A 24,217-nucleotide genomic window follows, 5' to 3' on the forward strand; every position below is an offset into this window, starting at 1 on the left:
CAGCCCGGCCGTCGTGCGAAGAGTCGAGCCAGACGACTCAGTGCCGCTCGGGGGACGCGGGGTAGACACCGAGGATCTTGACGTCGGTGGTGAAGAAGCGCAGCTCGTCCAGCGCGAGCTTCAGGCCCGGGTCCTCGGGGTGCCCGTCGACCTCGCTGAGGAACTGCGTCGCGGCGAACTTGCCGCCCACCATGTAGGACTCGAGCTTGGTCATGTTGATGCCATTGGTGGCGAAGCCGCCCAGTGCCTTGTAGAGCGCGGCCGGGATGTTGCGCACGTTGAAGATGAAGCTGGTCACCATCGGACCCGAGCCACGCGGCGGCACGATGAACTCCCGCGACAGCACCACGAAGCGGGTCGTGTTGTGGTCCTCGTCCTCGATGTCCTCGCGCAGCACGTCCAGGCCGTAGATCGACGCGGCCAGCGGCGGGCTGATCGCAGCCATGGTGGGGTCGGCCGCCTCGGCGACCTCGCGCGCGGCGCCCGCGGTATCACCGGAGATCACCGGCTCCAGGCCGAGCTCCCGTATGACGTTGCGGCACTGCCCGAGCGCGTGCACGTGGCTGTGCACGGTCCGCAGCTGGTCGATCGACGCACCCGGAACACCCAGCAGCGAGAACCGGATCCGGTGGAAGTGCTCCCCGACGATGTGCAGGCCGCTGGTCGGCAGGAAGTGATGTATGTCGGAGACGCGCCCCGCCAGCGAGTTGTCGATCGGGATCAGCGCGAGATCGGCACTCGGCCCGTCGTCGTCGGTGCGTTCCACCGCGGCGAAGGCGTCCTCGAACGACGCGCACGGCACGGACTCCAGGTAGGGAAATTCGCGCTCGCACACCGCGTGCGAGTTGGAGCCGGGTTCGCCCTGGTAGGCGATGCGTCGAGGTTGGATCACGTCCGAAGTTTACGAACGCCGCCCGGGGCACGCGTCGACGCACCGTCATACGGACGGGAATGCGGGGCGATTCACATCCGCCATACACCATTTGGGATGCGGCATTGCTGGTTTCGTCCCGTAACCTTTGCCCGGTGTTCCGACGGTGGCTTGTGTGCGTGGTGTGTGTCGCTGTCGTCGCCGTCGGTGGGTCGTACCTGATCTCGTTCCTGACCCAGTGGCCCGCCGCCGAGAAGATCAGTCAGCCCGGACCACTCATCGTCGTCAGCCAGCCGACGCTGTCCTGGGACCAGGTGAGCGCGAAGAAGACGCCGAACCTGTGGAAGCTGGCCGAGGACGGCGCAGTCGGCTCGTTGACCACCCGCAGTCTCAGCTCGCACAGCTGCGACGGCCAGTCGTGGCTGACTTTCGGCGCGGGCAAGCGCACCAGCGAGGGCAAACGCGTTCCGATGACTGCGCCCGGCGAGACGCCGAAGAAGTGCTGGTCGCCCGCACCGCCGAATCCGATCACCTCGGAGTCGACCACCGGCTCGGGTGCCCCGGCGGTCTACCCGGCGTGGCCGCGGGTGCGCCACCGGGCGCTGTCCCGGTCGGTCCCCGCCGACCCGTCACACATCGCCACCCGGCTCACCGGCGCCGGTCAGTGCATCACCTCCGCCGGCCAGTACGCATCGCTGGCGGCCGCGAACGCCCAGGGGCGGGTCGAGCACTACGTCGCCGATCCGGCCACCGTCGACATCAACGCCTGCCCGATCACGTTCATCAGCCTGCAGTCCATCGACGACAAACTGCTGGGGAAACTGCTGGCCAAGGCGCCCGCGAACGCGACGGTCGTGGTCGCCGGGTTCTCCGATGCCACCGGCCCGGAGGTGCTGCACAGCGTCGTGATCAACGGCCCGGGCGTCACCCACGGCCTGCTCACCTCCAACTCGACCCGCCAGCCGGGGGTCGTGCAACTGACCGACCTGTCCGCGCTGGTCTTCGCCCGGCTCGGCGACAAGGCACCGCACCAGCCGGAGGGACGGCGCCCGGCCGTGCAGCCGCGGCCGGCGGGCGACAGCGCGATCACCGACGCCGGCATGGTCGCGATGCAACTGCGCGTGGAGCACGGCCTGTCAGCGGACTTCCTGACCCGGTTCGTGGTGGCGATGGTGGTGTTGCTGGGCGCCGGCGTCGTCTGGTGGTGGCTCCGTCGTCGTCGCGCGCAACAGTCCGGCGTCCCCGCCGGCTCGAGCACACCGCTGCGGTGGTGGCTGAGCGGGTGCGCGGCCGTGACCGCCTCGATGCCGGTCAGCACCTGGCTGATCGGGCTGGTGCCCTGGTGGGACGCGCCCGAACCCCGCACCGCGCTGGGCTGGGGAGTGGTGGGCTTCGCCGTAGTCATCGCGGCCCTCGCGTTGCTCGGCCCCTGGCGCCGCTACCCCATCGGCGCACCGCTGTTCATCGCTTTCGTGACGTTGTCGGTGCTGCTGTTGGACGTCATACACGGGACGCCGTTGCAGTTCGTCTCGATGATGGGTCTGCAGCCGGTGTATGGCGGCCGGTTCTACGGCATGGGCAACGTCGGCGACGCCCTGATCGCCACGTCGTCGCTGTTGATCTGCGCGCTGCTGGCCGGAGTGCTGATCCGCGGCGGGCACCGGAAACTCGCTGCCACCACGGTCATCCTGATCGGGCTGGTGACACTGCTCATCGACGGCACGCCCACTTGGGGCGCCGACGGGGCAGGCCCGCTCGCGATGTTCCCGGCGTTCGCCTACCTCGCACTCAACGCCGGCGGTCTGGCACTGACCTGGCGGCGTGCTGCGCTGATCATCGGTTCCGCTGTCGCGATCGTCGGGACGATCAGCGTGCTGGACTACCTGCGACCTCCCCAATACCGCACGCACTTGGGCGATTTCGTCGCTCAGATCCGTTACCACGGCGACTTCTCCGGGCTCGAGCGGATCGTGCGGGCCAACTGGACGATGCTGACCAGCAACGGGCTGACCGCACTCGTGCCGTTGATCCTGATCCTGTCGATCGCCGTGCTGCTGACGCCGTCCCGCTGGCCGGGCCGCCTGCTGTTCCCGCTGGTCCGGCGGGTGCCGATGCTCGGTGAGGGCCTGGCCGCGATCGTCGTCTGCTGGATCCTGGGTTTCGCGTCCAACGACTCCGGTGTGTCGATCCCGCCGACCGGGTTGCTGCTGCTGGCACCGCTGCTGATGCTGCTGGCCGCTGCGCCGTCGGGTCATCCGCCGGCCGAGGCACGGGTGAGCGGCACCCTCGCCCACCCGAAGCAGTCGGCCGGCTCCTCTGCCGATGCCCCGACCAATGCCCCGACCGATGCCTCCGCCGCCACTTCCCCACCGGACGACCCGCAGGTCACCAGCTCGACTTCGTGACCCCCGGCAGCTCACCGCGAAGTGCCATCTCCCGGAAGCGGATCCTGGACAGGCCGAACGCCGCGAGGTGACCGCGCGGCCGGCCGTCGACGACGTCGCGGTTGCGCAACCGGGTCGGCGAGGCGTCGCGCGGCAGCCGGGCGAGCGCTGCACGTGCAGCGTCGCGTTCGTCATCCGTCGGAGCGTTCCTGGCCAGCTGCTTGAGCTCGGCCCGCCGCGCCGCGTGTTTCGCGACGACCTCCCGACGGCGCCGGTCCGCGGCGATCTTGCTGGTCTTGGCCATCAGCGCGCCTCCTTGAACTCGACGTGTCGTCGCGCGACCGGGTCGTACCGGCGCAGTCGGAGCCGGTCGGGATCGTTGCGGCGGGACTTCTCGGTCACGTAGCGGTAGCCGGTGCCCGCGGTGGACTCGAGGACGATTTTCGGCCGGACGTCCTGGCTACGCCGCGCCATCAGATCCGCTCCCCGCGCGCGACCAACTCGGCCACGACGACGTCGATGCCACGCCGATCGATCGTGCGTATGCCGCGGGGACTCACCCGCAGGGTGACCAACCGACCGAGGGACGGCACCCAGTACCTCTTGCGCTGCACGTTGACGTCGAAGCGTCGTTTGGTGCGCCGGTGCGAGTGGGAGATGCGATGGCCGAAGCCGGGCACCGCTCCGGTGACCTGGCAGTGACGTGACATGATGCCTCCAGATATAATGAGAATCGTTCCCATTAACTTACAGTGAGGCACCGTGAAACCCGACATCCACCCCCGACACGCGCCCCTCCACGACCACGGTGGTGAGCGCCCATGACCCCGATCGTGGTGATCACCGGCGTCGACCCGGACGTGATCGAATCCGTCACAGTCGCAACCCAATTCGATCTCCCAGATCCGGTGGTCGCGGCATACCGCATCGACGACGCGACCAACCAACTGGTGCGCACCGTCAGCGACATCCGCGGCCGGCTGGAGACCGAGCGGGTCGAGCTGGATCACGGGTGCACCTCGTGCGCCATACGGGAGGACGTGATCCCGACCCTGCGCCGGCTGCAGGAGCTCGACCGATGGGGTGCGATCGTCGCGCAGCTTCCCGCGGGGGCATCGGCGCTGCAGGTCTGCCGCGTGTGCGCGTTGCAGACCGAACTCGACGGACTGCCGCTGCACATCCACGGCGTCGTCGCGGCGGTCCGCGGCGACACCGTCGTGCCCGACCTCACCAGCGACCTGACCCTCGGCGAGCACGGTGTGCCGACCTTTGCCGGTGACGACCGCGGTCTCGCCGAGACACTGGCCGGGATCGTCGAGTATGCCGATGCGGTGCAGCTCCTCGGCCCCGCGGACGCCGCCGGGACCGACCTGCTCAACGCACTGCGCCGACCGTCGTCGCTGCTCGCCACCGATTGGGCCGACCTGCCGGGTGGGCAACTGGTGACCGGCATCCATGCCCACCGGCAAGCCGAGAAGTGGGTGGCCGAAGTACGCCGGCACGACCTGCCGGCGTTGGACAGCGATCATGTCTGGTCGCTCGACCTATGTGCGGACCGCCCGCTGCACCCGGACCGCTTCGCCAGTGCCCTTGAGACGATGTGCGTCGGCAGTCATCGGATCCGCGGCTGTGTCTGGCTGCCCACCCGCGCAACGGTCTGTGTCCTCGACGGCGCCGCCGGACAGGTGCGCCTCGGTGCGCATGGCCCGTGGAACGGGGCGCCCACCTCACGGCTGACCGTCGTCGGTCTGCGCGACCACGCCGAACCGACCGACATCTGCAGGGCGTTCGCCGACTGCGCGTTGACCGACGACGAGTTGCTCGCCCGCGGCACGCGGTGGAACGTCCGGCGCGACGGCCTCGAGCCCTGGCTCGGCGGCGTACACGACCTGATCTGACCGATGAAGGAGAACACCCATGGCAGTCCCCAAACGCAAGATGTCCCGCAGCAACACCCGACACCGCCGGGCGCAATGGCGCGCACTGCCGCCGCCGCTCGTCCCCGTGCACACACAGGACGGCATGGTCCTCGTGCCGCGCCGCATCGCGCGTGCCGTCGAACGCGGTCTCGTCAATCCGAAGGTGAGCTCATGAAGGTCCGGAAATCGTTGCGCTCGTTGAAATCCCAGCCGGGGTCACAGGTTGTGCGGCGCCGCGGCAGGACGTACGTCATCAACAAGCAGAATCCACGGATGAAGGCGCGGCAGGGCTGAATCCGGCTCAGCGGATGGTGATCTGACGGGACACCAGTCCGGCGCGGGCGCGACGCTCGTCGTCGGTCAGCGCGTCACCGGCGCGCACCGACGCGAGCGCCTCGTCGAAGCGGCCGGCCAACTGCTCCATGCCGTCGTCGTATGACGAACCCTCCGCCGCAGCGTCGACCTCCCACACCGGGACCAGCAGCCCGCAGGTGCGGAACGCGCCCAACAGGCGGCCATCATCCAGACCGTCGTGGCCGGCGGCGTGCAGGCGGGCCAGTGCTGCGGTGGCCTCGTCCTCCGAGTGCGGCAAAACCCAACGGACATAAGTGCGTTCGCCGATGCGGCACCAGTAGGCGGACTCGGTCGACGGCAACGCGACCGTCGGCGTGATCGCGGCGTTGGCCTGCTCCAGCGAGGCGGCGGTCGCGTCGTCGAGCTCGTCCTGCTCGACCCAGAAGTCGAACCCGTCGTGCAGCTCGATCTCCGGAACGTCGGCGGACAGCAGGTCTTGCAGGCGCGGTGTCTCACCGGTCACCGGCGGCGTCTTGATCACCGGCTCGCCCGGTCCGGCTTCGACCGTTCCGATCAGGGCGGCAGCCAGGTCGCGGCTCAGGTCGCCCGAACCAGCGCCGGACTGGGTCGCGATGAAACGCTCGCCGTCGGAGCGGTGCAGGCCGGCCCAGGCCAGCGGGAGGACGGTCGCGACGGTGGCGGAGTGCTCCGCCCCGTCATACGAGAAGGAGAGCCGGGCTGTGGCAGCTGGCAGGATCTCGCGCATCGCGACCCAGCTGGTCTCCCCCGGCAGGCCTTCGAACGGCCTGGCCGCGAAGGGCACTCGTGCCGCGCGCGCGGCCTTCTTGTCGGCGCCCTTGCGGCGCGATGCCTTACCCATGGGGCATCAGCGTAGAGCCACCCCACAAAGTTTCTTCCCCCGCTCCGTTCCTCCGAATACTTCGCGGGGACCCGACTCTCTCCGTCCGCGCATTTCGCAGGGCTCTTAGACGTGCCGGATCGCGTCGGTGACCGCGGCGAGCGCCAGCAGTCGCACGACGTCGACGTGTGCCTCGACCTCACCTGTCGCGGCGGCGACGAACGCGTCACCGTCGAAGCGGGTGTGCGGCGGGGTGATCGCGCGAGCCAGTCCGTCGTGTGCGCCCTGGGCGACGATGCGGCAGCCGACCTTGTCGAGGGTCGCGTTGGTGACGACGGCGCCGATCGTCGTGTGGGTGCGGTCGAATTCGAAGGGCTGCTGCAACGCTTCCACCGATGCGGTGTCGACCGGCCCGGATCCGTCGTCGATGTCGCCGAAGGCGTTGACCACAACCAGGGTCCACACCACGACGGCACCGAGCCGGCGAGTAGCGGTGCGTATGCCGCCGGGCCGCGCCCCGTCCGGGCCGCGCCAGTGGCTGACCATCGCACCGGTGCCGGCACCGACCTGGCCGGTCGCGGGTTCGTCCGTGGTGACGGCGGCCGCCGCGGCATACCCGTCATCGGCGGTGGGCCGGACGGACGCATCACCGACCGCGAGGTCGAAGAGACCCAGCGCGGGCACGATGGGCACGGCACCACCGGGGGTGGGCACGCCTCGGCCGAGTTCTTCCATCCGGCGCATGACGCCGTCGGCAGCCGCGAGCCCGAAGGCCGAGCCGCCGGTCAGCAGCAACGCGTCGATGCTGGTGACGGACTTGTCCGGCTCCAGCAGCGCCAGCTCACGCGCCGCCGGAGCCCCGCCGCGGCACTCGTATGACGCAACGGTCTCGGTGGGGAATTCGATTGCGGTGCAACCGGTTCGGGCCTTCTCGTCGGTCCAGTGGCCGACCTTCACGCCGTCGATCGGGATCGTCATACGGGGACTCTCAAATCCGGCGTCGGGACGCGCCACCGAGCGCCGCCCACACCATGGTGTGTCCGTCCTCGTCATTGACGCCCCACTCGTAGGCGAGCGACCGCACGATGCGCAGCCCACGGCCGCTCGGCGCCCAGTCGGCCTGCGGCTTGGGCTTGGGCTGCTTGTCGGATCCGCCGTCGGTGACCTCGATCTCGACGCGGGGCGGGCGGGCCCGCCACCGGACGCGCACCGTGCCGTCAGGCAGGGGACGGCCGTGCAGGATCGCGTTGGCGACCAGCTCGGCGACGACCGTCTCGGCCTCCTCGACGACCGAGTCGGGCAGTTTGCCGGCGCCCAGGTCCGCCACGACCTCCTGGCGCACCCGCGGCACCGACTCGATCGTCCACGGCAGCCGCACCGTCCGCACCCAGGGTTCGGACTTGCGCTTGTCACTCACGTCGTGGCCACCTCTCGTCGTCTTCATCTGCCGTCGCATGCCGTATGTCGTGTGTCGTGTCCGTAAGTCGTGCCCGACTCAGCGGGTCGGCCAGCCATCATGCCGGATCGGTCGCTCACCGTCCTGGGTAGGCCGCGTCGACCATCTCGCGGACCAGCGCAGGGCGGTTGGAAATGATCGCGTCGACACCGATCCGCAGACACAGCTCGATGTCGGGTTCCTTGTCGACGGTCCACACGTGCACCTGGTGGCCGTAATGGTGTTGTCGCGCAACGAATTCGGGATTGCGGCGGACGATCCCCATGCGCGGCCCGGCGATCGCGACGTTGGGCGGCAGTCCGTCCCGGAAGCGCGGGGAGGTGCTCACCTCGATCAGCTGGACGCGCTGCACGTGCGGTGCGAGCTTGGCCATCCGCTGGATCGCCAAGTGGGAGAACGACATCACCCGGATCACTGGCTTTCCCGGCCCCGGTCGCAACAGGTCGAACTCACCCAGCAGATCGACCAGTCGGCGTTCGACCTCGCCGGCATACCTGGTCGGGTGTTTGGTCTCGATGACGAGATCGGGCTTGCGCTCGCTCGCGACGACCGAGCGGATCAGCTGCCGCAGGGTGAGGATGTCGGCGTGGTGCCGGTCCGGCATCTCGTTCTCGTCGGCGTGCGCGGCCTTCCAGCTGCCCCAGTCCAGTCCCTCCAGCTGCACCAGCTCCAGCGCCGACACGACCCCGTGCCCGTTGGAGGTGCGGTTGACGCGGCGGTCGTGCACGCAGACCAGGTGGCGGTCGGCGGTGAGGCGGACATCGCACTCCAGACCGTCGGCACCGACGTCGATCGCGCGCTCGTAGGCACCGAGAGTGTGTTCGGGGTTTTCATGGCTGGCCCCGCGGTGAGCGATCACCTTGGGAGGGCCGCCACCGAGAGGTGAGCCGACTGTGCGCACGGGTCCATCGTCGCAAAGCCGCCGGCGCGAGTCGCGCCGACCCGCTCACACGGATACGGCGAAGTCTCCGAGCAGGGTCCGTCCGCGCTGAGATCAGCGGGAGGCGAACACAACTCTCCCCAGTGTCGACCTGTGAACGCTCCGGGCACCGATACTCGTACACGACTCGACACTGGGAGACCAACGCACACCCCAGACCGACATACCCGTACACGACTCGACACTGGGGAGACCAACGCACACCCCCAGGGGCCGGCGACACGCGCGCCGGCTGAGGTCAGCGGGAGGCGAGGAGTTCGGTGACGACGGTGACGTCGTGGAAGGGAACGTCGCCGGTGGCCAGGTGCTGCACCCGCTCGTGGCCCTTGCCCGCCACGACGACGACGTCACCGGGCTGAGCCTGCCGCAACGCACTGTCGATCGCGGCCCGCCGGTCGATGACGATGGTGGTGTTGGCCGGATCGGCACCCGCCATCACTTCGTCCGCGATGTCCTGCGGGTCCTCGTGGTAGGCGTCATCGGTCGTGATGATCGCGACGTCCGCCATCCGTGAGGCGACCGCGCCCATCTTCGGACGCTTGTCGCGGTCGCGGGCACCCGCTGCGCCATACACGCACAGCAGCCGGCCGTCACCGGCCACCTCGCGGGCGACCTCGAGGACCGCCGCCAGACCGACGTCGGTGTGTGCGTAATCGACGACGACCTCGAAACCGAGGTCGACAGCTGCCGGCACGCGCTCGAATCGTCCTGGAACCTGGGCCATTTCGTGAACGGATCGGGTGAGGACCTCAGGGGACATACCCAGCTCGAGGGCGATGCCGGCGGCGCCGGCGACGTTGTGCACGTTGTAGTCGCCGAGCAACGGGATGCTCAGGGTCAGTCGTCCGTGGCCCGGTGTGACCAGCTCGAAGACTGTCCGAACGCCGTCGCGACGCTCGGCCTCGATGCGGTAGTCGGCGTCCTGCGCGGCACCGAAGGTCCGGGTGCCCTCGACCTCGGTGGCCAGCCGGGCACCCCACTCGTCGTCGGCATTGGCCAGCTTCGGGCCGCTCGTCCACTGGAAGAGCTTGCGCTTGGTCCGGTAGTAGTGCTCCATCGTCCCGTGCAGGTCCAGATGGTCGCGCGTCAGGTTGGTGAAAAGCGCTGTGGCATAACGAGTTCCATCCACACGATGCAGATGTATGCCGTGTGAGCTGGTCTCCAGGACAACGTGCTGCACACCGGCGTCGCGCATCCGGGCGAGGTTGGCCTGCACCACGGTGGCCTCGCCGGTGGTGCGCACGGCCGTCTCGTGCTCGGAGCCGATGATGACCTCAGCGGTCGTCATCAGGCCGGTGGCGGCTTCGCCATACGCACCGGTGAGGATCGCGTGCAGCACGTAGGAGCTGGTGGTCTTGCCGTTGGTGCCGGTCACCCCGTGGACCGTCAGGTCGTGCGACGGGTGGCCGGCCAGCTCGGTCGCGAGCGCCGCCAGCGCGACCCGGTCGTCGGCGACCACGGCGGTCGGCACGCCGTCGATCGGCTCCTCGGCGACGATGAGGGTGGCGCCGCGCTCCAACGCCTGCGGGACGAAGTCGGCGCCCCGGGTGGTGAACCCGTTGATCGCCACGAACGCACCGCCAGGCACGACGTCCCGCGAATCATGGGTCACGGCGACGATCGGGCCTGCGAGCGGCGGCACGTCCACGCCGAGCACTCGGGCAACGGTTTCCTGGTCCAACGACACCGTGGGAGCGTACCCGCCACCGCAGCGCTCGCAGGCGCAGGGCAGGCCCGGCGAGCCGCGGCCTCGATGAGGCTTTCTACTCATATATTTGCTCGTTGCTAGATTCAGCTATACGGCAGCATCGAGTCCGAGGACGAGCCGTCGATGCCCGCCCCCGCAAAGGTCACGAACAGATTTCGGCGGCGGCGCGCCGTCGGAGGCGGGCACGCACCGTGTCAGACTCGCGTTGAGCGACCGTGAAACACCCGGCCGGTCGTCCTGACCCGTCGGTAATATTCCGGCCCGGACACCAACCCTCTGCCCACGATCCGAAAGCGCCATGACTGAGCACGAACACGACGTCCCGCCGCGTCCGGCGTTCGTCCTGCAGGTGCGCAACGACGCCAACGGCGCGCCCACGGCGTGGCTGGACGACGAGCAGCTCACCGTGCCTCCGGGCGTCGGCATCCACCGCGCGCTGATCCGCGCCGCCCGCCGGCGTGCCGATCGCACGCAGCCGGGTCGCACCATCCGAGTCACCGGTATGACGCAGGACGGCGCCACCTTCCATCTGGCCATCGGACCGGACGGCGAGGCATGGGAGGTCCCGGCGCCGCCGACGGACGACGGATCGACCCCGGCCCCGGCGACGACGGCGGGCGCAGGAGGTGGCACAGCGGCCGGTGCAGCAGCGGCGCGCGCAGCAGGCGGCGCAACGCCAGGCGGTCCGGTGCCGGACACGATCGCGCACGTCATCGAGTTGCAGCAGCACGACGACCGACTCGTCGGCCTGGTCGACGACGACGAGATCCCCCTGACACGTGGCGAGGACCCCTACGAGGAGTTGCTGCGCGAGGCCCGCGTGCGCGCGGACACGCACGACCGCGGCAACACCGTTCGGGTGCTCGGCCGCACCCCCGACGGACGGGTCTGGCACATCGCCCTCGCTCCTGACGGCACCCCGCAGGTCGTCGGACCCGCTCACACACCGGCGACCTCCAAGGTTCCGCCGGCGCACCCCGCCGCAGCGGCCGCCGAGCCGGTCAACGCGTTCCGCCCCGCGGAGACACCAGATGAGCCGGAGGCGCAGCCGGCATACGTCGATCACGAGCCGGACCACCAGCCGGAGGACGCGGAGGCCACCGAACGGCTGACCCCGCCGACCGCGGCGCTCACCGACGACCTGGGCCGACCCATCCCGACCACGACCACGCTGACCCATCTACCGCACGACTTCGACACGGCCGCGGAGACCGAACCGGCCGTCGACGACGAGGACTACCAGCGCGACGAGGACAACGCACCGGCGGACGACCGCGGTGGCCCTTCCCGCCGTACCCTGCTGCTCGGTGGCGCCGGTGCCCTGGTGCTCGTCGGTGCGGCCGCGGCCGGGTTCTTCGCGTTCCGCGACGACGACACCGCGACCGGGCCGACACCGGCGGTGACCGGCACGCCGCTGCCGGACGGGATCCGTTCCCCGGCCGGCCTGCCCGCGAGCTATCTGTGGTCGGTCGTCAAACTCTCCGACGTGTCACCGCAGCTCGCGGTGACCGAGAAGCAACTGGTGTGCACCGTCGACAACGACACCACCGGCGGCACCCAGCTGCTGTCGCTCGACGCGCACACCGGCAAGACCCAGTGGAAGGCCGACCTGCCGGTCGAGGCGGTCGTGGCGCACGGACCAGCGCTGGTGCCCGTCGACGGGACCGACGCCATCCTGCTCAGCACCCAGACCCAGCTGCTGGCCTACCCGCTCGACGGCGGCGATCCGAAGACGTGGCCGCTCGAGCCCAAGTGGAGCGTGGGGCTCACCCGCAGCGGGGTGATTCTCACCAAACCGGACGACAAGGACAGCGCCTACATCCTGCACGGCGACAAGCTGACCCAGCGTGCGCTGCCCAAGGGCGCCAACCCGGTGGCGATGCTCACCGACGGCAGCCTGGTGGCGACGGATTCCCAGGGACGGGTGTGGCTCAGCAAGGACGCCAAGAAGGCTCCCAAGCCGAAGCAACTACAAGCACCCAAGGGCACGACGCCCGGTACCTTCGTCGCGGCGACCGGCGACCAGCTCATCACCGCCTTCGTGCCCGACGACGACCCGACAGCCTCACTGCTGCGTGCCTTCTCGCTGCCGAAGCTGCGCCCGCGCGTCACCACCGAACCGGTGAAACCCGCTGTCTTCCCGAGCAACTTCATGCTCGCGCCGGACGAGAGCTGGGCGGTCGGCAGCAACGTCTGGGTCGACATGACGACGGGTGACAGTCACGTGATCACCGGACAGTGGTCGCCGATCGCCATGTCGCAGGACAACTGCTGGAGCATGTCCGGAGAGAACGTCCTGACCGCCACCGACCAGGGCAAGTCGCTCGGTCCGGCGAAGACGACCAGCGGCCAGGTCAGCATCCCGCGCGGCGGCACCTCCAAGGTCGCCTTCTGCGTCGCCTCGGTCGGCAGCGACACCACGCTGTATGCCGTGCCACTCAAGGAGTAGCGCGACCGCTCGGCGACAATGGCGTCGTGCTGACGGCGGGATTACTCCTGGTCGCGGTCCTGCTCACCTGGCCGGCTCCGCGGCTACTGCCGCGATTCACCGGCCTGGAGCGGGTCCCCGGGCCGACTCTGCTGCTGTGGCAGGCGATTTCGTTGTCCGCGGTCTTCGCGTCGGTCAGCCTGGCGCCGTTGGCGATCCTGCAATTCGTCCGGGACGGTCGACAGATCCCGGCTCCTGCTGCGAACGTACCGTTGTTGCTGGTCGGACTGGCGATCTCCGGCCTGATCCTCGCGCGGCTGCTGTTGCAGGGGCACCGGATCGGCCGCACCCTGCGCGCGACGCGACGCGAACATGCCGAACTCGTCGACCTGCTGGGTGATGCCCCGGCAGCGGGGACGCCATACGACGCGGTGACCGTGCTGGCGCACCCGACACCGACTGCCTATTGCATTCCGGGTCGACGCCGTCGAGTTGTGTTGACCGACAGCACGATTCATGCGTTGCCTGCGGACGAGCTGAACGGTGTGCTGGCCCACGAGCGGGCGCATCTGCGGTTGCGCCACGACCTCGTGCTGGAGTTCTTCACCGTGCTGCACACCACCGTGCCGCGCGCCATCCGCAGCGACCGCGGCATCCAGGAGGTGCGGCTGCTCATCGAGTTGCTCGCCGACCGGGCCGCGTGCCGGTCGGTCGGAGCGGTCGCCGTGGCACGGGGTCTGGTGCAGTTGGCCGGTGGCACGCACCCGGACGCAACGCTCGGGGCCGGCGGTGAGGCGGCCGTACGTCGGATGGAGTTGCTCGCCGACCCGCGCCGCCACCGGTTGCTGTCGACCGGCGTGCTGCTGAGCGCTGCCGTCATCGTGCTCGCGACCGGCGTCATCGCCTGGGGTGCGCTGCTGGGAGTCGGCTGACGTCAGCGGGAGTGTTTGCGCTCCACGTCGGCGAGGCCGGCCCGCAGCACGTCGATGTCGGCCTCCGACGCGTTGTCCAGGAAGTGCAACAGGGCCGCCTTGCGGTCGCTCGGCGCGAGCGGCTCGAGGCTGGACCGCAGCACCTCGGCGGTCAGCTGGTCGCGGGTCGACGCCGCGCGGTAGCGCCAGGCGCGGCCGGCGCGTTCGCGACTGACCAGGTCCTTCTTCGCCAACCGGTCGAGCACCGTCATCACCGTCGTGTAGGCCAGGTCGCGGTCGACGAGGCGTTCGTGGACCTCACGGACCGACAGCCAGCCGTCTTCCGGGAGCGCCCACAGCTGCTCCATGACCGCACTCTCCAGGTCACCGAGCCCGGACCGTCCCTGCCTCACCACGACGACACGGTAACCCTCGGGCGCCGCGCTCCCGGCACCCGTATGGCGAACTCACGGTCCGGCGCCAGCGCCGCGACGGCCTGGTGGGACACCGCGACCACGGAAGCACCCGCCGTCGCAGTGCGCACGTCGTGCATGACCGCGCGTGCCGTCGGCGAATCCAGATGTGCCACCGGCTCGTCCAGCAGCAGCACCGGGCGCTCGGAGAGCAGCGCGCGGGCGATCGCCAGGCGGGTCCGCTCGCCACCACTGATACTCCGTCCCGCACCGAGCTCGGTGCCGAGGCCGTCTGGGAGCGACGCCAGCCATCGGCCGAGCCCCGCGTCGACGAGCGCGGTCGCGACAGCGGCGTCCTCGGCGTCGGGCCGGGCCAGCAACAGGTTTGCGCGCACCGTACCGGTGAAGACGTGCGGCTCGTCGTCGACGATCGCGAGCCGGGATCGCACCTCGGCGGGGCTGCGGTGCCGTGCCTCGACTCCGTCGAATTCGTAACTGCCGGAGTCGATCTCGAGCTGCCGCGCGAGCACCGCCAGCAGCGTGGACTTCCCGGCGCCGTTGGGGCCGGTCACGCTGATCCGTTCGCCGGGCGCGAGCCGGAAGTCGTCCACGGCCAGGTCGGGGGCGGTGTCAGCGTCGGTGTCGGCACCGGTCCACGATGCGTGGACGTCCTGCAACCGCAGGCCGGGCTGCGTGCTGACCGGCTGCGCAACGGCGGCGACGGCCGCTTCGTCCGACACCGCCGGCTCCTGATCGGTGAGCCGGGCCAACCGTGCGTGCGCCCAGCGTCCCCGAGCCGCAGCGCCGACCGCGTCCGGGATCGCCGCGAACACGTCGGTCAGGGCGAGTGGGCCGAGCACGAGCAGGGCGGCGACGGGGGCGTCGAGCCTGCCGGCGGCCAGCCCGTCCTGCGCGAGGATCGCGGTCAGGACGGTCGCGACGCCGGCCAGCAGGGCGGTCAGTGCGACACCCACGGCGCGGCCGTGCGCCTGCCGCCCGGCGGCGCGGGTGCTGTCCCGAGCGGCATCGTCGAGTCGCGCGAGCAGCGGCTCGGTGGCCGAGATCGCCTGCACCGCAGGAAGATCGGTGGTCAGCAGCTGAGCGGCATCGTTCACCGACGCACGTGCTCGGAGGGTATGGCGCTGGCCGGCGCTCTCCAGCCGGTAGTCGCACCAGCCGACCAGAGCCGCTGCCATCAGCGCTCCGGCGAGCACCATGCCGCTGGGCGGGTGCAGTGCCGTGACCACTGCGGTGGCCAGCAGTGCCGTCACGGCGACGCCGATGAGCGGCACCAGTGCGCGCACCTGCACGTCCACCTCGTCGTCCAAGTCACTCACCGCCCCGGTCAGCACGTCGGCCCGACGGCGCCGGCCAAGCCCAGCGGGTGTGAGCGGAATCAACCGGGCGAACAGCGATGCCCGCCGGTCGACCAGATCGCCGAGTGCGGCGTCGTGGGAGCGGATCCGCTCGGCATAGCGCAGCACCGGACGCCCGATGCCGAAGGCGCGGACGCAGACGATCGCCACCATCAGGGTGAGCACCGGCGGGCGGGTGCTGGCCTGCACGATCAGCCATCCCGAGGTCGCGGTCAGCGCCACCCCGCAGGTGGTCGCCAGCGATCCGACCGTCGCGGCGCGCAGGACGCCCGGCACCGGGCGCCATACGGAATGGCGGTGGGTGCTGGGCACCTGCTGCTCCACGACGGGGTGCACCTCGACGGGGCGTGCCGGAGCACTGCGCGGACGTGAGCCGTTGCTCACAGGCTCGACGCGCACCGTCGGTGCGAGTCGAACCACGTTGTCCGCCAAGGTGATCAGACTGTCACTGTGCGTGGCGACGACGACGGTTCGGCTCCGGGCGAGGTCGCGGATCAGCGCTTCCGCCTGACTGCGCATCGCCGGGTCGAGGTGTGCGGTGGGCTCGTCGAGCAGCACGATCGAGGCGTCGGACAGTCGCGCGCGACTGAGCGCCAGCAGCGCGCGCTGGCCGGCGGAAAGGCCGAAGCCTTCGTCGCCGACCGTCGTCGCCAGGCCGTCGGGCAGCCGACGCAGCGGCTCCGGGAGCCAGTCGCTGCCGGGTGGCAGCGCGCCACCGAGCGCGAGGTTGTCGGCGACGGTTCCCGGCACGAGGAAGGGACGCTGCGTCACGTAGTGCACGGCCGACCCGCGACCGCGCTGCACCGACCCGCTCGTCGGCGTGCGCAGGCCCGCGAGCAGCTCCAGCACGGTCGTCTTCCCGCTACCTGACGGGCCACTCAGCGCGGTCAGACCGGTGCGGCAGTCGAGGTCGAGACCACGCAGCACCAGGTCGCGCACGCCCGGGTGGCGATAGTCCAGGTTCCGTGCTTGTAGCGCCGCTCCCGATGCAACGGTCATCGGGTCCGGCGCCGGTTGGTCGGCCAGCAGTTCGTCGATCGCCTGCGCGCCGTCGGCCGCGGCGTGGAACTCCTGCCCCACCCTGCGGATCGGCCAGTACGCCTCCGGCGCCAGGAGTATGGCGACAAGGCCGACCTCGAGGCTCATCCCTCCGCTCACCAGCCGCAGCCCCACCGCAACGGCGACGATCGCCACTGAGATGGTGGCCAGCAGTTCGAGCGCGGCCGAGCTGAGGAACGCCGTGCGCAGCGTGCGAACCGTTGCGACCCGCCACCGCTGCCCGACCGCACGTACCAGCCCGACCTGGTGCTCGGCCCGTTGATAGTTGACCAGGGTCGGCAGGCCACGCATGACATCGAGGAAATGCCCTGTCAACCGGTCGGTCTCGCGCCAGCGCGCCGCCGTCTCATCCCGCGTGTGCATGCCGATGAGCGCGGCGAAGAGCGGGAGCAACGGAAGTGTCAGCACCACGATGAGCGCGCTGACCCAGTCGGTGAATGCCAGCGCCACCAGCGCCAGCGCGGGCACGACCGCCGCGCTGATCAGCGCGGGTAGGTAGCGGGCGACATACGGCTCGATCGCCTCGGGGCCCTTCGTGGCACGCGTCAGCATGACCGTCTCGCCGGGCCGCGTATCGATGGTGCGCTCGAGCCAACCGTCGACGGCGCGGCGTCGCAGCAAGGACCCGACATACGAACCCGCCCATGCCGCAACGCGTTCCGCTGCTCCCCCGAGCACTGCGCGGAGTCCGAAGACGACCAGGACCAGGATTGACGGGCCCAGCAACGGCTGCTCGCGCACCACGGCGACCACCAGCGCGGCGACGGCGAGTGCTTGCCCGATGGCGAGCACACCCTGCGCGACACCGATCGCGCCCAGCACTGCCAGCGGGCGCCGCACGCGCGGCTCGGCGCGCAATAGTCGCGGGTCGAAGGGTCGCATCAGCCGACCTTCACCTTCGCGAGCGGATCCGTCTGCGGCGCAATGTGATCGGTGCTGATCCGCTTACGAAAGACCCAGTAGTTCCAGGCCGAGTAGAGCACCGCGATCGGCGTGAACACCAACGCAGCACCGGTCATGATCTGCAACGTGAGGTGCGAGCTCGCCGCGCTGTGCACGGTCAGGCTGTATGCCGCGGCGGTCGTGCTCGGCATGACGTCGGGGTATGTCGCGAGGAAGTAGCAGGCCACGGTGGCGCCGATGGTCAGGAAGGTGCCGGTGAAGGCCAGCCCATCCCGACCGATCCGGTCGGCCGCGAGTGCGCCGACGAACGCGAGCACGCCGAGCCCTGCCACCAGCCAGGACCACATCGTGCCGGTGTGCACGTTGACCCAGACGAGCAGCGCGATGGCGAGAACAGCTGCGACCGGGGCACATCGGCGGGCCACGGTGCGCGCCTCCTCCCTGATCGACCCCGATGTCTTGAGTGCTAGGAAGAACGCGCCGTGCACCAGCGAGACCGCGACCAGGGTCAGCCCACCGAGCAGGCTCATCGGATTGAGCAGCGTGAAGAAGGTCCCGGTGAAGTTGCCGGACCGGTCGATCGGGACGCCGTGGATCAGGTTGGTCAGTGCGACTCCGACCAGCAGCGGCGGCAACACCGAGCCGCCGATGATCGCCGCGTCCCAGCCGGCGCGCCACCGGTCGCTGTCCCGCTTGTAGCGGTATTCGAAACCCATGTTGCGCAGGATCAACGCGACGAGAAGGAGCAGCATCGCGAGGTAGAAACCGCTGAACATCGTTGCGTACCAGGCAGGAAAGGCCGCGAACATGGCACCACCCGCGGTGATCAGCCACACCTCGTTACCGTCCCAGAAGGGGCCGATCGTGGTCAGCATGAGCCGCCGCTTGTCGTTGGTCTCGGCCTTCGTACTCCCCCGGCCGATGACCGCGAGCAGCATGCCGACGCCGAAGTCGAAACCCTCCAGGACGAGGTAACCCGCCCAGAGCACGCCGATCAGGATGAACCAGAAAGTTTCCAGTGGCATGGTGAATTCCTCAGTAGGAGAACGCCAGCGGCTCGTCGTCCGCGGACTGCTTCGTGGGTTGGTAAGGATCCGCGCCGTGCCGGGTGTAGTCGAGCATCAGCTTGACCTCGACGACTGCGAGCCCGGCATACAGGATCGTGAAGACCGCCATCGAAGTGATCACGGTGCCCATCGTGACGTTCGGCGAGACGCCCGAGGACGTGGTCATCACGCCATACACCAGCCACGGCTGACGCCCGGTCTCGGTGAAGATCCAGCCGAAACTGTTGCCCAGCAATGGAAGCAACGGTGAGACGATGCCGGCGAGCACCAGCCACCGCGGCACCTCCGAGCGCCCCTTGCGGGTCAGCCAGAGCACGACGACCGAGATGGCCGAGGCCGCCATACCGATGCCGATCATCAGCCGGAACGACCAGTAGGCCAGCGGGATGTTCGGGGTGAAGACCGCATCGGCCGGCTGGACGTAGCGGGCAGGCTCGCCACGCTGCTCGGCGGCCTGCGAGATCTGTTGCGGGAGCTCATGTTTCAGGTCGTCGATGCCCTTGACCTGACCGTTGAAGGATCCGGTGCCCAGGAAGCTGAGCACGCACGGCACGGTGATCGCGAACTTCTCGTGCTCGCCGTCCAGTGACCCGATGGTGAAGATCGAGAACTCCGCACAACTGTCCCGTGTCTGGTAAAGCGCCTCTGCCGCGGCCATTTTCATCGGCTGGACCTCGGTCATCACCTTGCCCTGCGTGTCACCGGTGATCGAGACCCCGATGCCCGCGATGAGGGTGATGACAGCGCCGACGCGTGCAGCCTTGCGGTACATCAGTTTGTCGTGCGTGTGCTTGCGCATCGACCAGAGCCCGACGCCCATCACCAACGCGCCACCGCAGAGGTATGCCGCGGCGAGCACGTGCGGGAAGGTCACCAACTGCACCTTGTTGGTGAGCACGGCGATGAAGTCGGTCAGCTCGGCGCGCCCGGTCTTCGGGTTGTACTTGTAGCCGACGGGGTGCTGCATGAAGGAGTTCGCGGCGAGGATGAAGTATGCCGACAGCACCGTCCCGATGTGCACGATCCAGATGCAGGCGACGTGGATCTTCTCAGGGATGCGTCCCCAGCCGAAGATCCACAGCCCGAGGAACGTCGACTCCATGAAGAACGCGAGCAGCGCCTCGAACGCCAACGGCGCACCGAAGATGTCACCGACGAACTTGCTGTAGTCCGACCAGTTCATCCCGAACTGGAACTCCTGCACGATGCCGGTCACGAGCCCGAGCGCGAAGTTGATCGTGAAGAGCTTGCCGAAGAACTTCGCCAACCGGAGCAGTTCGGGATCGCGTCGGCGGAGGTACCAGGTGTGGAAACCGGCCACGATCGCGGACAGTCCGATCGTGATCGGCACGAACAGGAAGTGGTAGACCGTCGTGATGGCGAACTGCCACCTCGCCAGCTCAAGGGCGTCCACGCCGCCTCCTCATTGACTACTACGTTTTGTCGTAATCAACGTTACTACTACGCGTAGTAGTTTGCGAGCGCGGCATACGGCCGCGGTTCTGCGGCTAGGGTGACGCGCATGCTGGCCCCGTCGACGCTCCGGACCGTCGTCACGTGCGTCCTGGTCGTGATCGCCGGTGGTGCCATGCTCGGCTGTGCCACGATCGCCGCCGGTGTGGTCAGCGGCAACAGGAATCACCCGTATGGCGACAGCATGGGACCGGTCGCCGCGATCTTCTCGATCGTCTTCTTCGGCTGGACACCGTTGCCGGCCGCGGCGGCCTGGCTGGGCTGGAAGGCGCGTATGACGTCAGCGCTGGCGATCGACGGAACGAGCATGCGAGCCATCGCGACGCCGATCGGCGTCGGTCGCCCACTCATCGGCTGGACCGGCTGGCGCTGCGCCCGTTGGCTGGTCGGACCGGCGGTCTTCCTGACGCTCTATCAGTTCTTCGCCGACTACGACGCATTGCCGCCGACGCCGGTCTTCGTCATACAACTCGTGGTGCTGGTGGCGTGGACGTGGACCGCCGTCGAGCTGATCGCCCGGTGCCACACCGCGGCCCGCCGGCGGAGGGGTCAGAGGACGTCGTGACCTGGGTGCGGCTCCGCGGGGACGGTGCCGAGCCGGCCGGCCTGGAAGTCCTCGAACGCCGTGATCAGCTCTTCGCGGGTGTTCATGACGAACGGCCCGTATGCCGCGACGGGCTCGCGGATCGGCCGCCCACCCAAAATGACGAGCTCCAGGCTGGGGCTGCGCGACTCCTGGTTGTCGTCGGCCGCGACCTCGATGACGTCGCCGGGACCGAAGACCGCAAGCTGGCCCATCTCGATCGGACGGCGTTCTGCACCAACGGATCCCCGACCGGCTAGGACGTAGACGAGCGCGTTAAAGTCCTTGCGCCACGGCAGTTGCACGCGCGCGCCCGGTGCGACGGTCGCGTGGATGACGGAGATCGGAGTGTGGGTGATGCCGGGGCCGTCGTGGCCATCGACCTCACCGGCGATGACGCGCAGCAGCGCCCCGCCGTCCGGGCTCGACAGCAGCGAGACCTCCTTGCCGCGGATGTCCTGATAGCGCGGGTCGGTCATCTTCATCGTGCTGGGCAGGTTGACCCACAGTTGTAAGCCGTGGAAGAGCCCACCGGACACGACCAGCGACTCCGGCGGCTTCTCGATGTGCAGCAGGCCGGAACCGGCGGTCATCCACTGGGTGTCGCCGTCGGTCATGCTGCCACCGCCACCGGCACTGTCCTGGTGCTCGAAGATCCCGTCGATGATGTAGGTGACGGTCTCGAAACCGCGGTGCGGGTGCCAGGGCGTGCCCTTCGGCTCACCGGGGGCGTATTCGACCTCACCCATTTGGTCCATGTGGATAAACGGATCGAGATCCGCCATCGAGACACCGGCGAACGCGCGGCGCACCGGGAAACCTTCACCCTCGAAACCCTGCGGGGCGGTGGTGACCGACCGGACCGGGCGCGACTGCGCACTCGGCTCTGGCGTGGACACGCGCGGGAGGGTGAGGATGTTCGACACTGTGACAGCAGGCATATCGGGATCAACTTACTTCAGATTTGAATTATTCCTGGTCCGGTCGGCGGGCTCGCGCAGCTTCGTCTTGAGCCGCCCGAACACCGCCTCCAGCGTGGCGACCTCGTCCGCGTCGAGGTCGTCGAGGAAGAGCTGCCGCACCGCCATCAGGTGCGAGCGCCCGGATTCGTCGAACTTCTGCTTGCCGGCATCCGTCATACACGCGTGTATGACGCGCGCGTCGTGCGCGTCACGCTCACGGCATACCAGGCCACGCTTCTCCAGCACGCTGATCTGATAGCTGAGTCGACTGCTGGAGAAGACCATCCCGCGCGCCAGATCACCCATCCGGAGCCGCCGGTCCGGCGCGTCGTGGAGCAGCAACAGCAGGTTGTACTCGGCGAGCGTCAGATCGGAGTCGGCGCGGAACTGCTCGTCGAGCGCGTTCTGCAACAACACACTCGACTCGAAGTAGTCGCGCCACATGCGCATACGGGAGGTGACCATCGATGATCAGACTAGTCTCAAATTTGAGAGGTTATGGTGTGTTGGATGACGACCTTGCAGCGTTTGGAGCCTCGTGAAGTGCCGCTCGGCGGCCTGCGGGCCATGCTGGTGCGGCGCACCCTGCCGCACCGCGATCGCACCCTCGTCGGCGCCTGGTGTTTCGCCGACCACTTCGGCCCGTCCACCACGCCGATGGACGTCGCGCCGCACCCGCACTGCGGCCTGCAGACGGTGACCTGGCTGTTCGACGGCGAGGTCGAGCACCGGGACAGCGCCGGCAACGTGCAGTTGGTTCGACCCGGCGAGGTCAACCTGATGACCGCGGGCAACGGCATCAGCCATTCGGAGGTGTCCCGCTCGGACAACCTGCGCGGCGTCCAACTGTGGGTCGCCCAACCCGACGTGGACCGCAACGGCACCAACGGTTTCGATCACTTCACGACGCCGGTCACCCAGCTTCCGGTGATGGCCGGCGAGGCGAGTGCGCGGGTTTTCGTCGGGTCGCTGGCCGGCGCGACCTCCCCGGTCCGCACGTTCACTCCACTGGTCGCCGCACAGCTCGAGCTGTCGCCCGGCACGGCTGTCGACGTCGAGGTCGATCCAGCGTTCGAGCATGCCGTGCTGCTGGACGACGGCGACCTCACCATCGCCCCGGGGGACGCGATGGAGGAGGAGGCGCTGGTGCTGCAGCACGCGGAGCTCGGCCTGGTCGATCCTGGCCGCGAGCACATCCGTTTCATGTCCGGCGACTCGCCCGCCCGCGCCATACTCATCGGCGGCACGCCACTGGACGAGGACATCGTGATGTGGTGGAACTTCGTCGCGCGCACCCACGAGGAAGTCGTGGCCGCGCGCGACGAATGGCAAGCAGACACAGGTCGATTCGGCCGGGTCGAGGGGTATGACGGCCAGATCGACCGCATCCCGGCGCCCGAGCTCCCGCCCGTGCGCCTCAAGCCGCGAAAACCCCGCCCCAAGCGGGTCGAGTAGCAGGACAAGCGGAACAAGCGGGTCGAGTAGGCCGAGGCCGTATCGAGACCAGGTGACCGAGCGCCTCGATCTCGATACGCTCCTCCGCTGCGCTCCCCCGCTACTCGATCAGCATGATGCTGCGCTCCCCCGCTACTCGATCAGCATGGCTAGGCGACGCGCGTCTCCGGCGACTTCGTCAGCGACGGGTCGCGCTGCGCAAGGCCACCCAGCGCGTCATCGATGCGGGACAGCACGTCCGCGTCCAGCTTCACACCGGACGCTTTGACGTTCTCGGTGACCTGCTCCGGCCGCGACGCGCCGATGAGCGCACTGGCGACGTTGTCGTTCTGCAGCACCCAGGCCACGGCGAGCTGGGCCATGGTGAGCCCCAGGTCCGCCGCGATCGGCGCGAGTTGCTGCACGCCCGTGAGGGTTTCGTCGTTCAGGAAGCGCGAGATCATGTCCGCGCCGCCCTTCTCGTCGGTCGCCCGGCTCCCGGCCGGCGGCTGCTCGCCCGGCTTGTACTTCCCGGTCAGGATGCCCTGCGCCACCGGTGACCAGACGATCTGCGAGATGCCCAGCTCCTGCGACGCCGGCACGACCTGGTCCTCGATGACCCGCCACAGCATCGAATACTGCGGCTGATTCGAAATCAGTTGGAAACCAAGCTCTTTGGCGAGCGCGTGCCCGGCACGCAGCTGATCCGCGGTCCACTCGCTGACGCCAACATACAGCACCTTGCCCTGACGGACGAGGTCACCGAACGCCTGCATCGTCTCTTCCAGCGGCGTCTCGTAGTCATAGCGGTGCGCCTGGTAGAGGTCGACGTGATCGGTGCCGAGCCGCTGCAACGAGCCGTTGATCGACTCGGTGATGTGCTTGCGCGACAGGCCGGTGTCGTTGTGACCCTTCGGGCCGGTCGGGAAGTAGACCTTGGTGAAGATCTCCAGGCTCTCGCGACGCTGCCCCTTGAGCGCCTCGCCGAGCACCGTCTCTGCGGCGGTGTTGGCATAGACGTCAGCGGTGTCGAAGGTCGTGATGCCGGCGTCGAGCGCGGCGCGGACGCACGCGATGGCCGCGTCGTTCTCGACCTGTGAGCCGTGGGTGAGCCAGTTGCCGTAGGTGATCTCGGAGATCTTCAGGCCTGAGTTGCCGAGGTAGCGAAAGTCCATGA

The 24,217-nt window shown here is 69.0% G+C and carries 24 protein-coding genes and 1 pseudogene; 8 read left to right on the forward strand and 17 right to left on the reverse strand.

What is annotated here, in order from left to right:
- Nucleotides 1–37: 37 nt before the first annotated feature.
- A complete protein-coding gene (locus tag IEX71_RS10930) occupies nucleotides 38–892 on the reverse strand; it encodes a prephenate dehydratase (protein ID WP_188837034.1) in 855 nt (284 codons plus the stop codon).
- A 158-nt stretch (nucleotides 893–1,050) separates the two neighbouring features.
- Here IEX71_RS10930 and IEX71_RS10935 point away from each other — a divergent pair, with 158 nt between their 5' ends.
- Nucleotides 1,051–3,276, forward strand: coding sequence for a hypothetical protein (locus IEX71_RS10935; RefSeq protein WP_188837035.1), 2,226 nt, complete (start codon nucleotides 1,051–1,053; stop codon nucleotides 3,274–3,276).
- Here IEX71_RS10935 and rpsN read toward each other — a convergent pair.
- Genes rpsN through rpmB form a run of 3 tightly spaced genes read right to left on the reverse strand, consistent with a single transcriptional unit; the run spans nucleotide 3,257 to nucleotide 3,965 of the window.
- Nucleotides 3,257–3,559, reverse strand: a complete 303-nt coding sequence (rpsN, locus tag IEX71_RS10940; protein WP_188837036.1) for a 30S ribosomal protein S14 — start codon at nucleotides 3,557–3,559, stop codon at nucleotides 3,257–3,259. The two genes, IEX71_RS10935 and rpsN, sit on opposite strands and share 20 nt — an antisense overlap.
- The gene (rpmG, locus tag IEX71_RS10945) at nucleotides 3,559–3,729 is read right to left on the reverse strand and encodes a 50S ribosomal protein L33 (RefSeq protein ID WP_188837037.1); all 171 of its coding nucleotides are present in this window, start codon (nucleotides 3,727–3,729) and stop codon (nucleotides 3,559–3,561) included. The genes rpsN and rpmG overlap by 1 nt, the downstream gene beginning before the upstream one ends.
- Nucleotides 3,729–3,965, reverse strand: a complete 237-nt coding sequence (gene rpmB / locus IEX71_RS10950) for a 50S ribosomal protein L28 (protein ID WP_188837038.1) — start codon at nucleotides 3,963–3,965, stop codon at nucleotides 3,729–3,731. Before rpmB ends, rpmG begins: the two co-directional genes overlap by 1 nt.
- Before the next feature lie 111 nt (nucleotides 3,966–4,076).
- Between rpmB and IEX71_RS10955 the strand changes: the two genes are divergently transcribed.
- The 3 genes from IEX71_RS10955 to ykgO are packed head-to-tail and all read left to right on the forward strand — an operon-like array spanning nucleotide 4,077 to nucleotide 5,468.
- Nucleotides 4,077–5,153, forward strand: coding sequence for a GTP-binding protein (locus IEX71_RS10955; protein WP_188837039.1), 1,077 nt, complete (start codon nucleotides 4,077–4,079; stop codon nucleotides 5,151–5,153).
- A 19-nt stretch (nucleotides 5,154–5,172) separates the two neighbouring features.
- Nucleotides 5,173–5,349 carry a 50S ribosomal protein L32 gene (gene rpmF, locus IEX71_RS10960; RefSeq protein ID WP_188837040.1) on the forward strand — a complete coding sequence of 59 codons (177 nt, stop codon included), beginning with the start codon at nucleotides 5,173–5,175 and terminating at the stop codon, nucleotides 5,347–5,349.
- Complete coding sequence (gene ykgO, locus IEX71_RS10965) at nucleotides 5,346–5,468, forward strand: type B 50S ribosomal protein L36 (protein WP_188837041.1); 123 nt, start codon at nucleotides 5,346–5,348, stop codon at nucleotides 5,466–5,468. The genes rpmF and ykgO overlap by 4 nt, the downstream gene beginning before the upstream one ends.
- Nucleotides 5,469–5,475: 7 nt before the next feature.
- On the opposite strand, the gene IEX71_RS10970 is transcribed toward ykgO, so the two are convergent.
- From IEX71_RS10970 to IEX71_RS10990, 5 genes are all read right to left on the reverse strand, one after another.
- On the reverse strand, nucleotides 5,476–6,348 hold the full coding sequence (locus IEX71_RS10970; protein ID WP_188837042.1) for a DUF5926 family protein: 873 nt from the start codon (nucleotides 6,346–6,348) through the stop codon (nucleotides 5,476–5,478).
- Between the two features lie 105 nt (nucleotides 6,349–6,453).
- Nucleotides 6,454–7,305 (reverse strand): P1 family peptidase, encoded by an 852-nt coding sequence (locus tag IEX71_RS10975; RefSeq protein ID WP_188837043.1) that lies wholly within the window; start codon nucleotides 7,303–7,305, stop codon nucleotides 6,454–6,456.
- A 10-nt stretch (nucleotides 7,306–7,315) separates the two neighbouring features.
- The gene (locus tag IEX71_RS10980) at nucleotides 7,316–7,744 is read right to left on the reverse strand and encodes an ATP-binding protein (protein ID WP_229749641.1); all 429 of its coding nucleotides are present in this window, start codon (nucleotides 7,742–7,744) and stop codon (nucleotides 7,316–7,318) included.
- A 115-nt stretch (nucleotides 7,745–7,859) separates the two neighbouring features.
- Complete coding sequence (locus IEX71_RS10985; protein ID WP_229749642.1) at nucleotides 7,860–8,684, reverse strand: glycerophosphodiester phosphodiesterase; 825 nt, start codon at nucleotides 8,682–8,684, stop codon at nucleotides 7,860–7,862.
- A 277-nt stretch (nucleotides 8,685–8,961) separates the two neighbouring features.
- On the reverse strand, nucleotides 8,962–10,410 hold the full coding sequence (locus IEX71_RS10990; protein WP_229749643.1) for a UDP-N-acetylmuramoyl-L-alanyl-D-glutamate--2,6-diaminopimelate ligase: 1,449 nt from the start codon (nucleotides 10,408–10,410) through the stop codon (nucleotides 8,962–8,964).
- A 319-nt stretch (nucleotides 10,411–10,729) separates the two neighbouring features.
- Here IEX71_RS10990 and IEX71_RS10995 point away from each other — a divergent pair, with 319 nt between their 5' ends.
- Nucleotides 10,730–12,880: a hypothetical protein gene (locus tag IEX71_RS10995; RefSeq protein ID WP_188837046.1), complete on the forward strand. Its 2,151-nt coding sequence runs from the start codon at nucleotides 10,730–10,732 to the stop codon at nucleotides 12,878–12,880.
- Between the two features lie 26 nt (nucleotides 12,881–12,906).
- Nucleotides 12,907–13,791 (forward strand): M56 family metallopeptidase, encoded by an 885-nt coding sequence (locus IEX71_RS11000; RefSeq protein ID WP_188837047.1) that lies wholly within the window; start codon nucleotides 12,907–12,909, stop codon nucleotides 13,789–13,791.
- A gap of 2 nt (nucleotides 13,792–13,793) precedes the next feature.
- On the opposite strand, the gene IEX71_RS11005 is transcribed toward IEX71_RS11000, so the two are convergent.
- From IEX71_RS11005 to IEX71_RS11020, 5 genes and pseudogenes are all read right to left on the reverse strand, one after another.
- Nucleotides 13,794–14,186 (reverse strand): BlaI/MecI/CopY family transcriptional regulator, encoded by a 393-nt coding sequence (locus tag IEX71_RS11005; RefSeq protein WP_268235951.1) that lies wholly within the window; start codon nucleotides 14,184–14,186, stop codon nucleotides 13,794–13,796.
- Complete coding sequence (cydC, locus tag IEX71_RS22880) at nucleotides 14,180–15,979, reverse strand: thiol reductant ABC exporter subunit CydC (RefSeq protein ID WP_444542666.1); 1,800 nt, start codon at nucleotides 15,977–15,979, stop codon at nucleotides 14,180–14,182. The genes IEX71_RS11005 and cydC overlap by 7 nt, the downstream gene beginning before the upstream one ends.
- A 27-nt stretch (nucleotides 15,980–16,006) precedes the next feature.
- A pseudogene (locus IEX71_RS22885) lies at nucleotides 16,007–17,500 on the reverse strand (ABC transporter ATP-binding protein/permease); the annotation flags it as partial.
- Nucleotides 17,500–18,546, reverse strand: coding sequence for a cytochrome d ubiquinol oxidase subunit II (gene cydB, locus IEX71_RS11015; RefSeq protein WP_188837049.1), 1,047 nt, complete (start codon nucleotides 18,544–18,546; stop codon nucleotides 17,500–17,502). The pseudogene IEX71_RS22885 and the gene cydB, both read right to left, overlap by 1 nt.
- Before the next feature lie 10 nt (nucleotides 18,547–18,556).
- Nucleotides 18,557–20,002, reverse strand: a complete 1,446-nt coding sequence (locus IEX71_RS11020; RefSeq protein WP_188837050.1) for a cytochrome ubiquinol oxidase subunit I — start codon at nucleotides 20,000–20,002, stop codon at nucleotides 18,557–18,559.
- A 108-nt stretch (nucleotides 20,003–20,110) separates the two neighbouring features.
- On the opposite strand from IEX71_RS11020, the gene IEX71_RS11025 reads away from it, so the two are divergent.
- A complete protein-coding gene (locus IEX71_RS11025) occupies nucleotides 20,111–20,626 on the forward strand; it encodes a hypothetical protein (protein WP_188837051.1) in 516 nt (171 codons plus the stop codon).
- Here the strand turns inward: IEX71_RS11025 and IEX71_RS11030 are convergent.
- Together IEX71_RS11030 and IEX71_RS11035 are read right to left on the reverse strand one after the other, a co-directional pair.
- A complete protein-coding gene (locus tag IEX71_RS11030) occupies nucleotides 20,611–21,543 on the reverse strand; it encodes a pirin family protein (RefSeq protein WP_229749644.1) in 933 nt (310 codons plus the stop codon). The genes IEX71_RS11025 and IEX71_RS11030 overlap by 16 nt on opposite strands.
- A 54-nt stretch (nucleotides 21,544–21,597) precedes the next feature.
- On the reverse strand, nucleotides 21,598–22,071 hold the full coding sequence (locus tag IEX71_RS11035) for a MarR family winged helix-turn-helix transcriptional regulator (RefSeq protein WP_188837053.1): 474 nt from the start codon (nucleotides 22,069–22,071) through the stop codon (nucleotides 21,598–21,600).
- A gap of 45 nt (nucleotides 22,072–22,116) precedes the next feature.
- On the opposite strand from IEX71_RS11035, the gene IEX71_RS11040 reads away from it, so the two are divergent.
- Nucleotides 22,117–23,061 (forward strand): pirin family protein, encoded by a 945-nt coding sequence (locus IEX71_RS11040; protein WP_229749645.1) that lies wholly within the window; start codon nucleotides 22,117–22,119, stop codon nucleotides 23,059–23,061.
- Between the two features lie 149 nt (nucleotides 23,062–23,210).
- On the opposite strand, the gene IEX71_RS11045 is transcribed toward IEX71_RS11040, so the two are convergent.
- Nucleotides 23,211–24,215, reverse strand: coding sequence for an aldo/keto reductase family protein (locus tag IEX71_RS11045; RefSeq protein WP_188837055.1), 1,005 nt, complete (start codon nucleotides 24,213–24,215; stop codon nucleotides 23,211–23,213).
- Nucleotides 24,216–24,217: the final 2 nt, after the last annotated feature.

The sequence above is a fragment of the Flexivirga endophytica genome (genome assembly GCF_014640635.1).
GTDB lineage: Bacteria > Actinomycetota > Actinomycetes > Actinomycetales > Dermatophilaceae > Flexivirga > Flexivirga endophytica.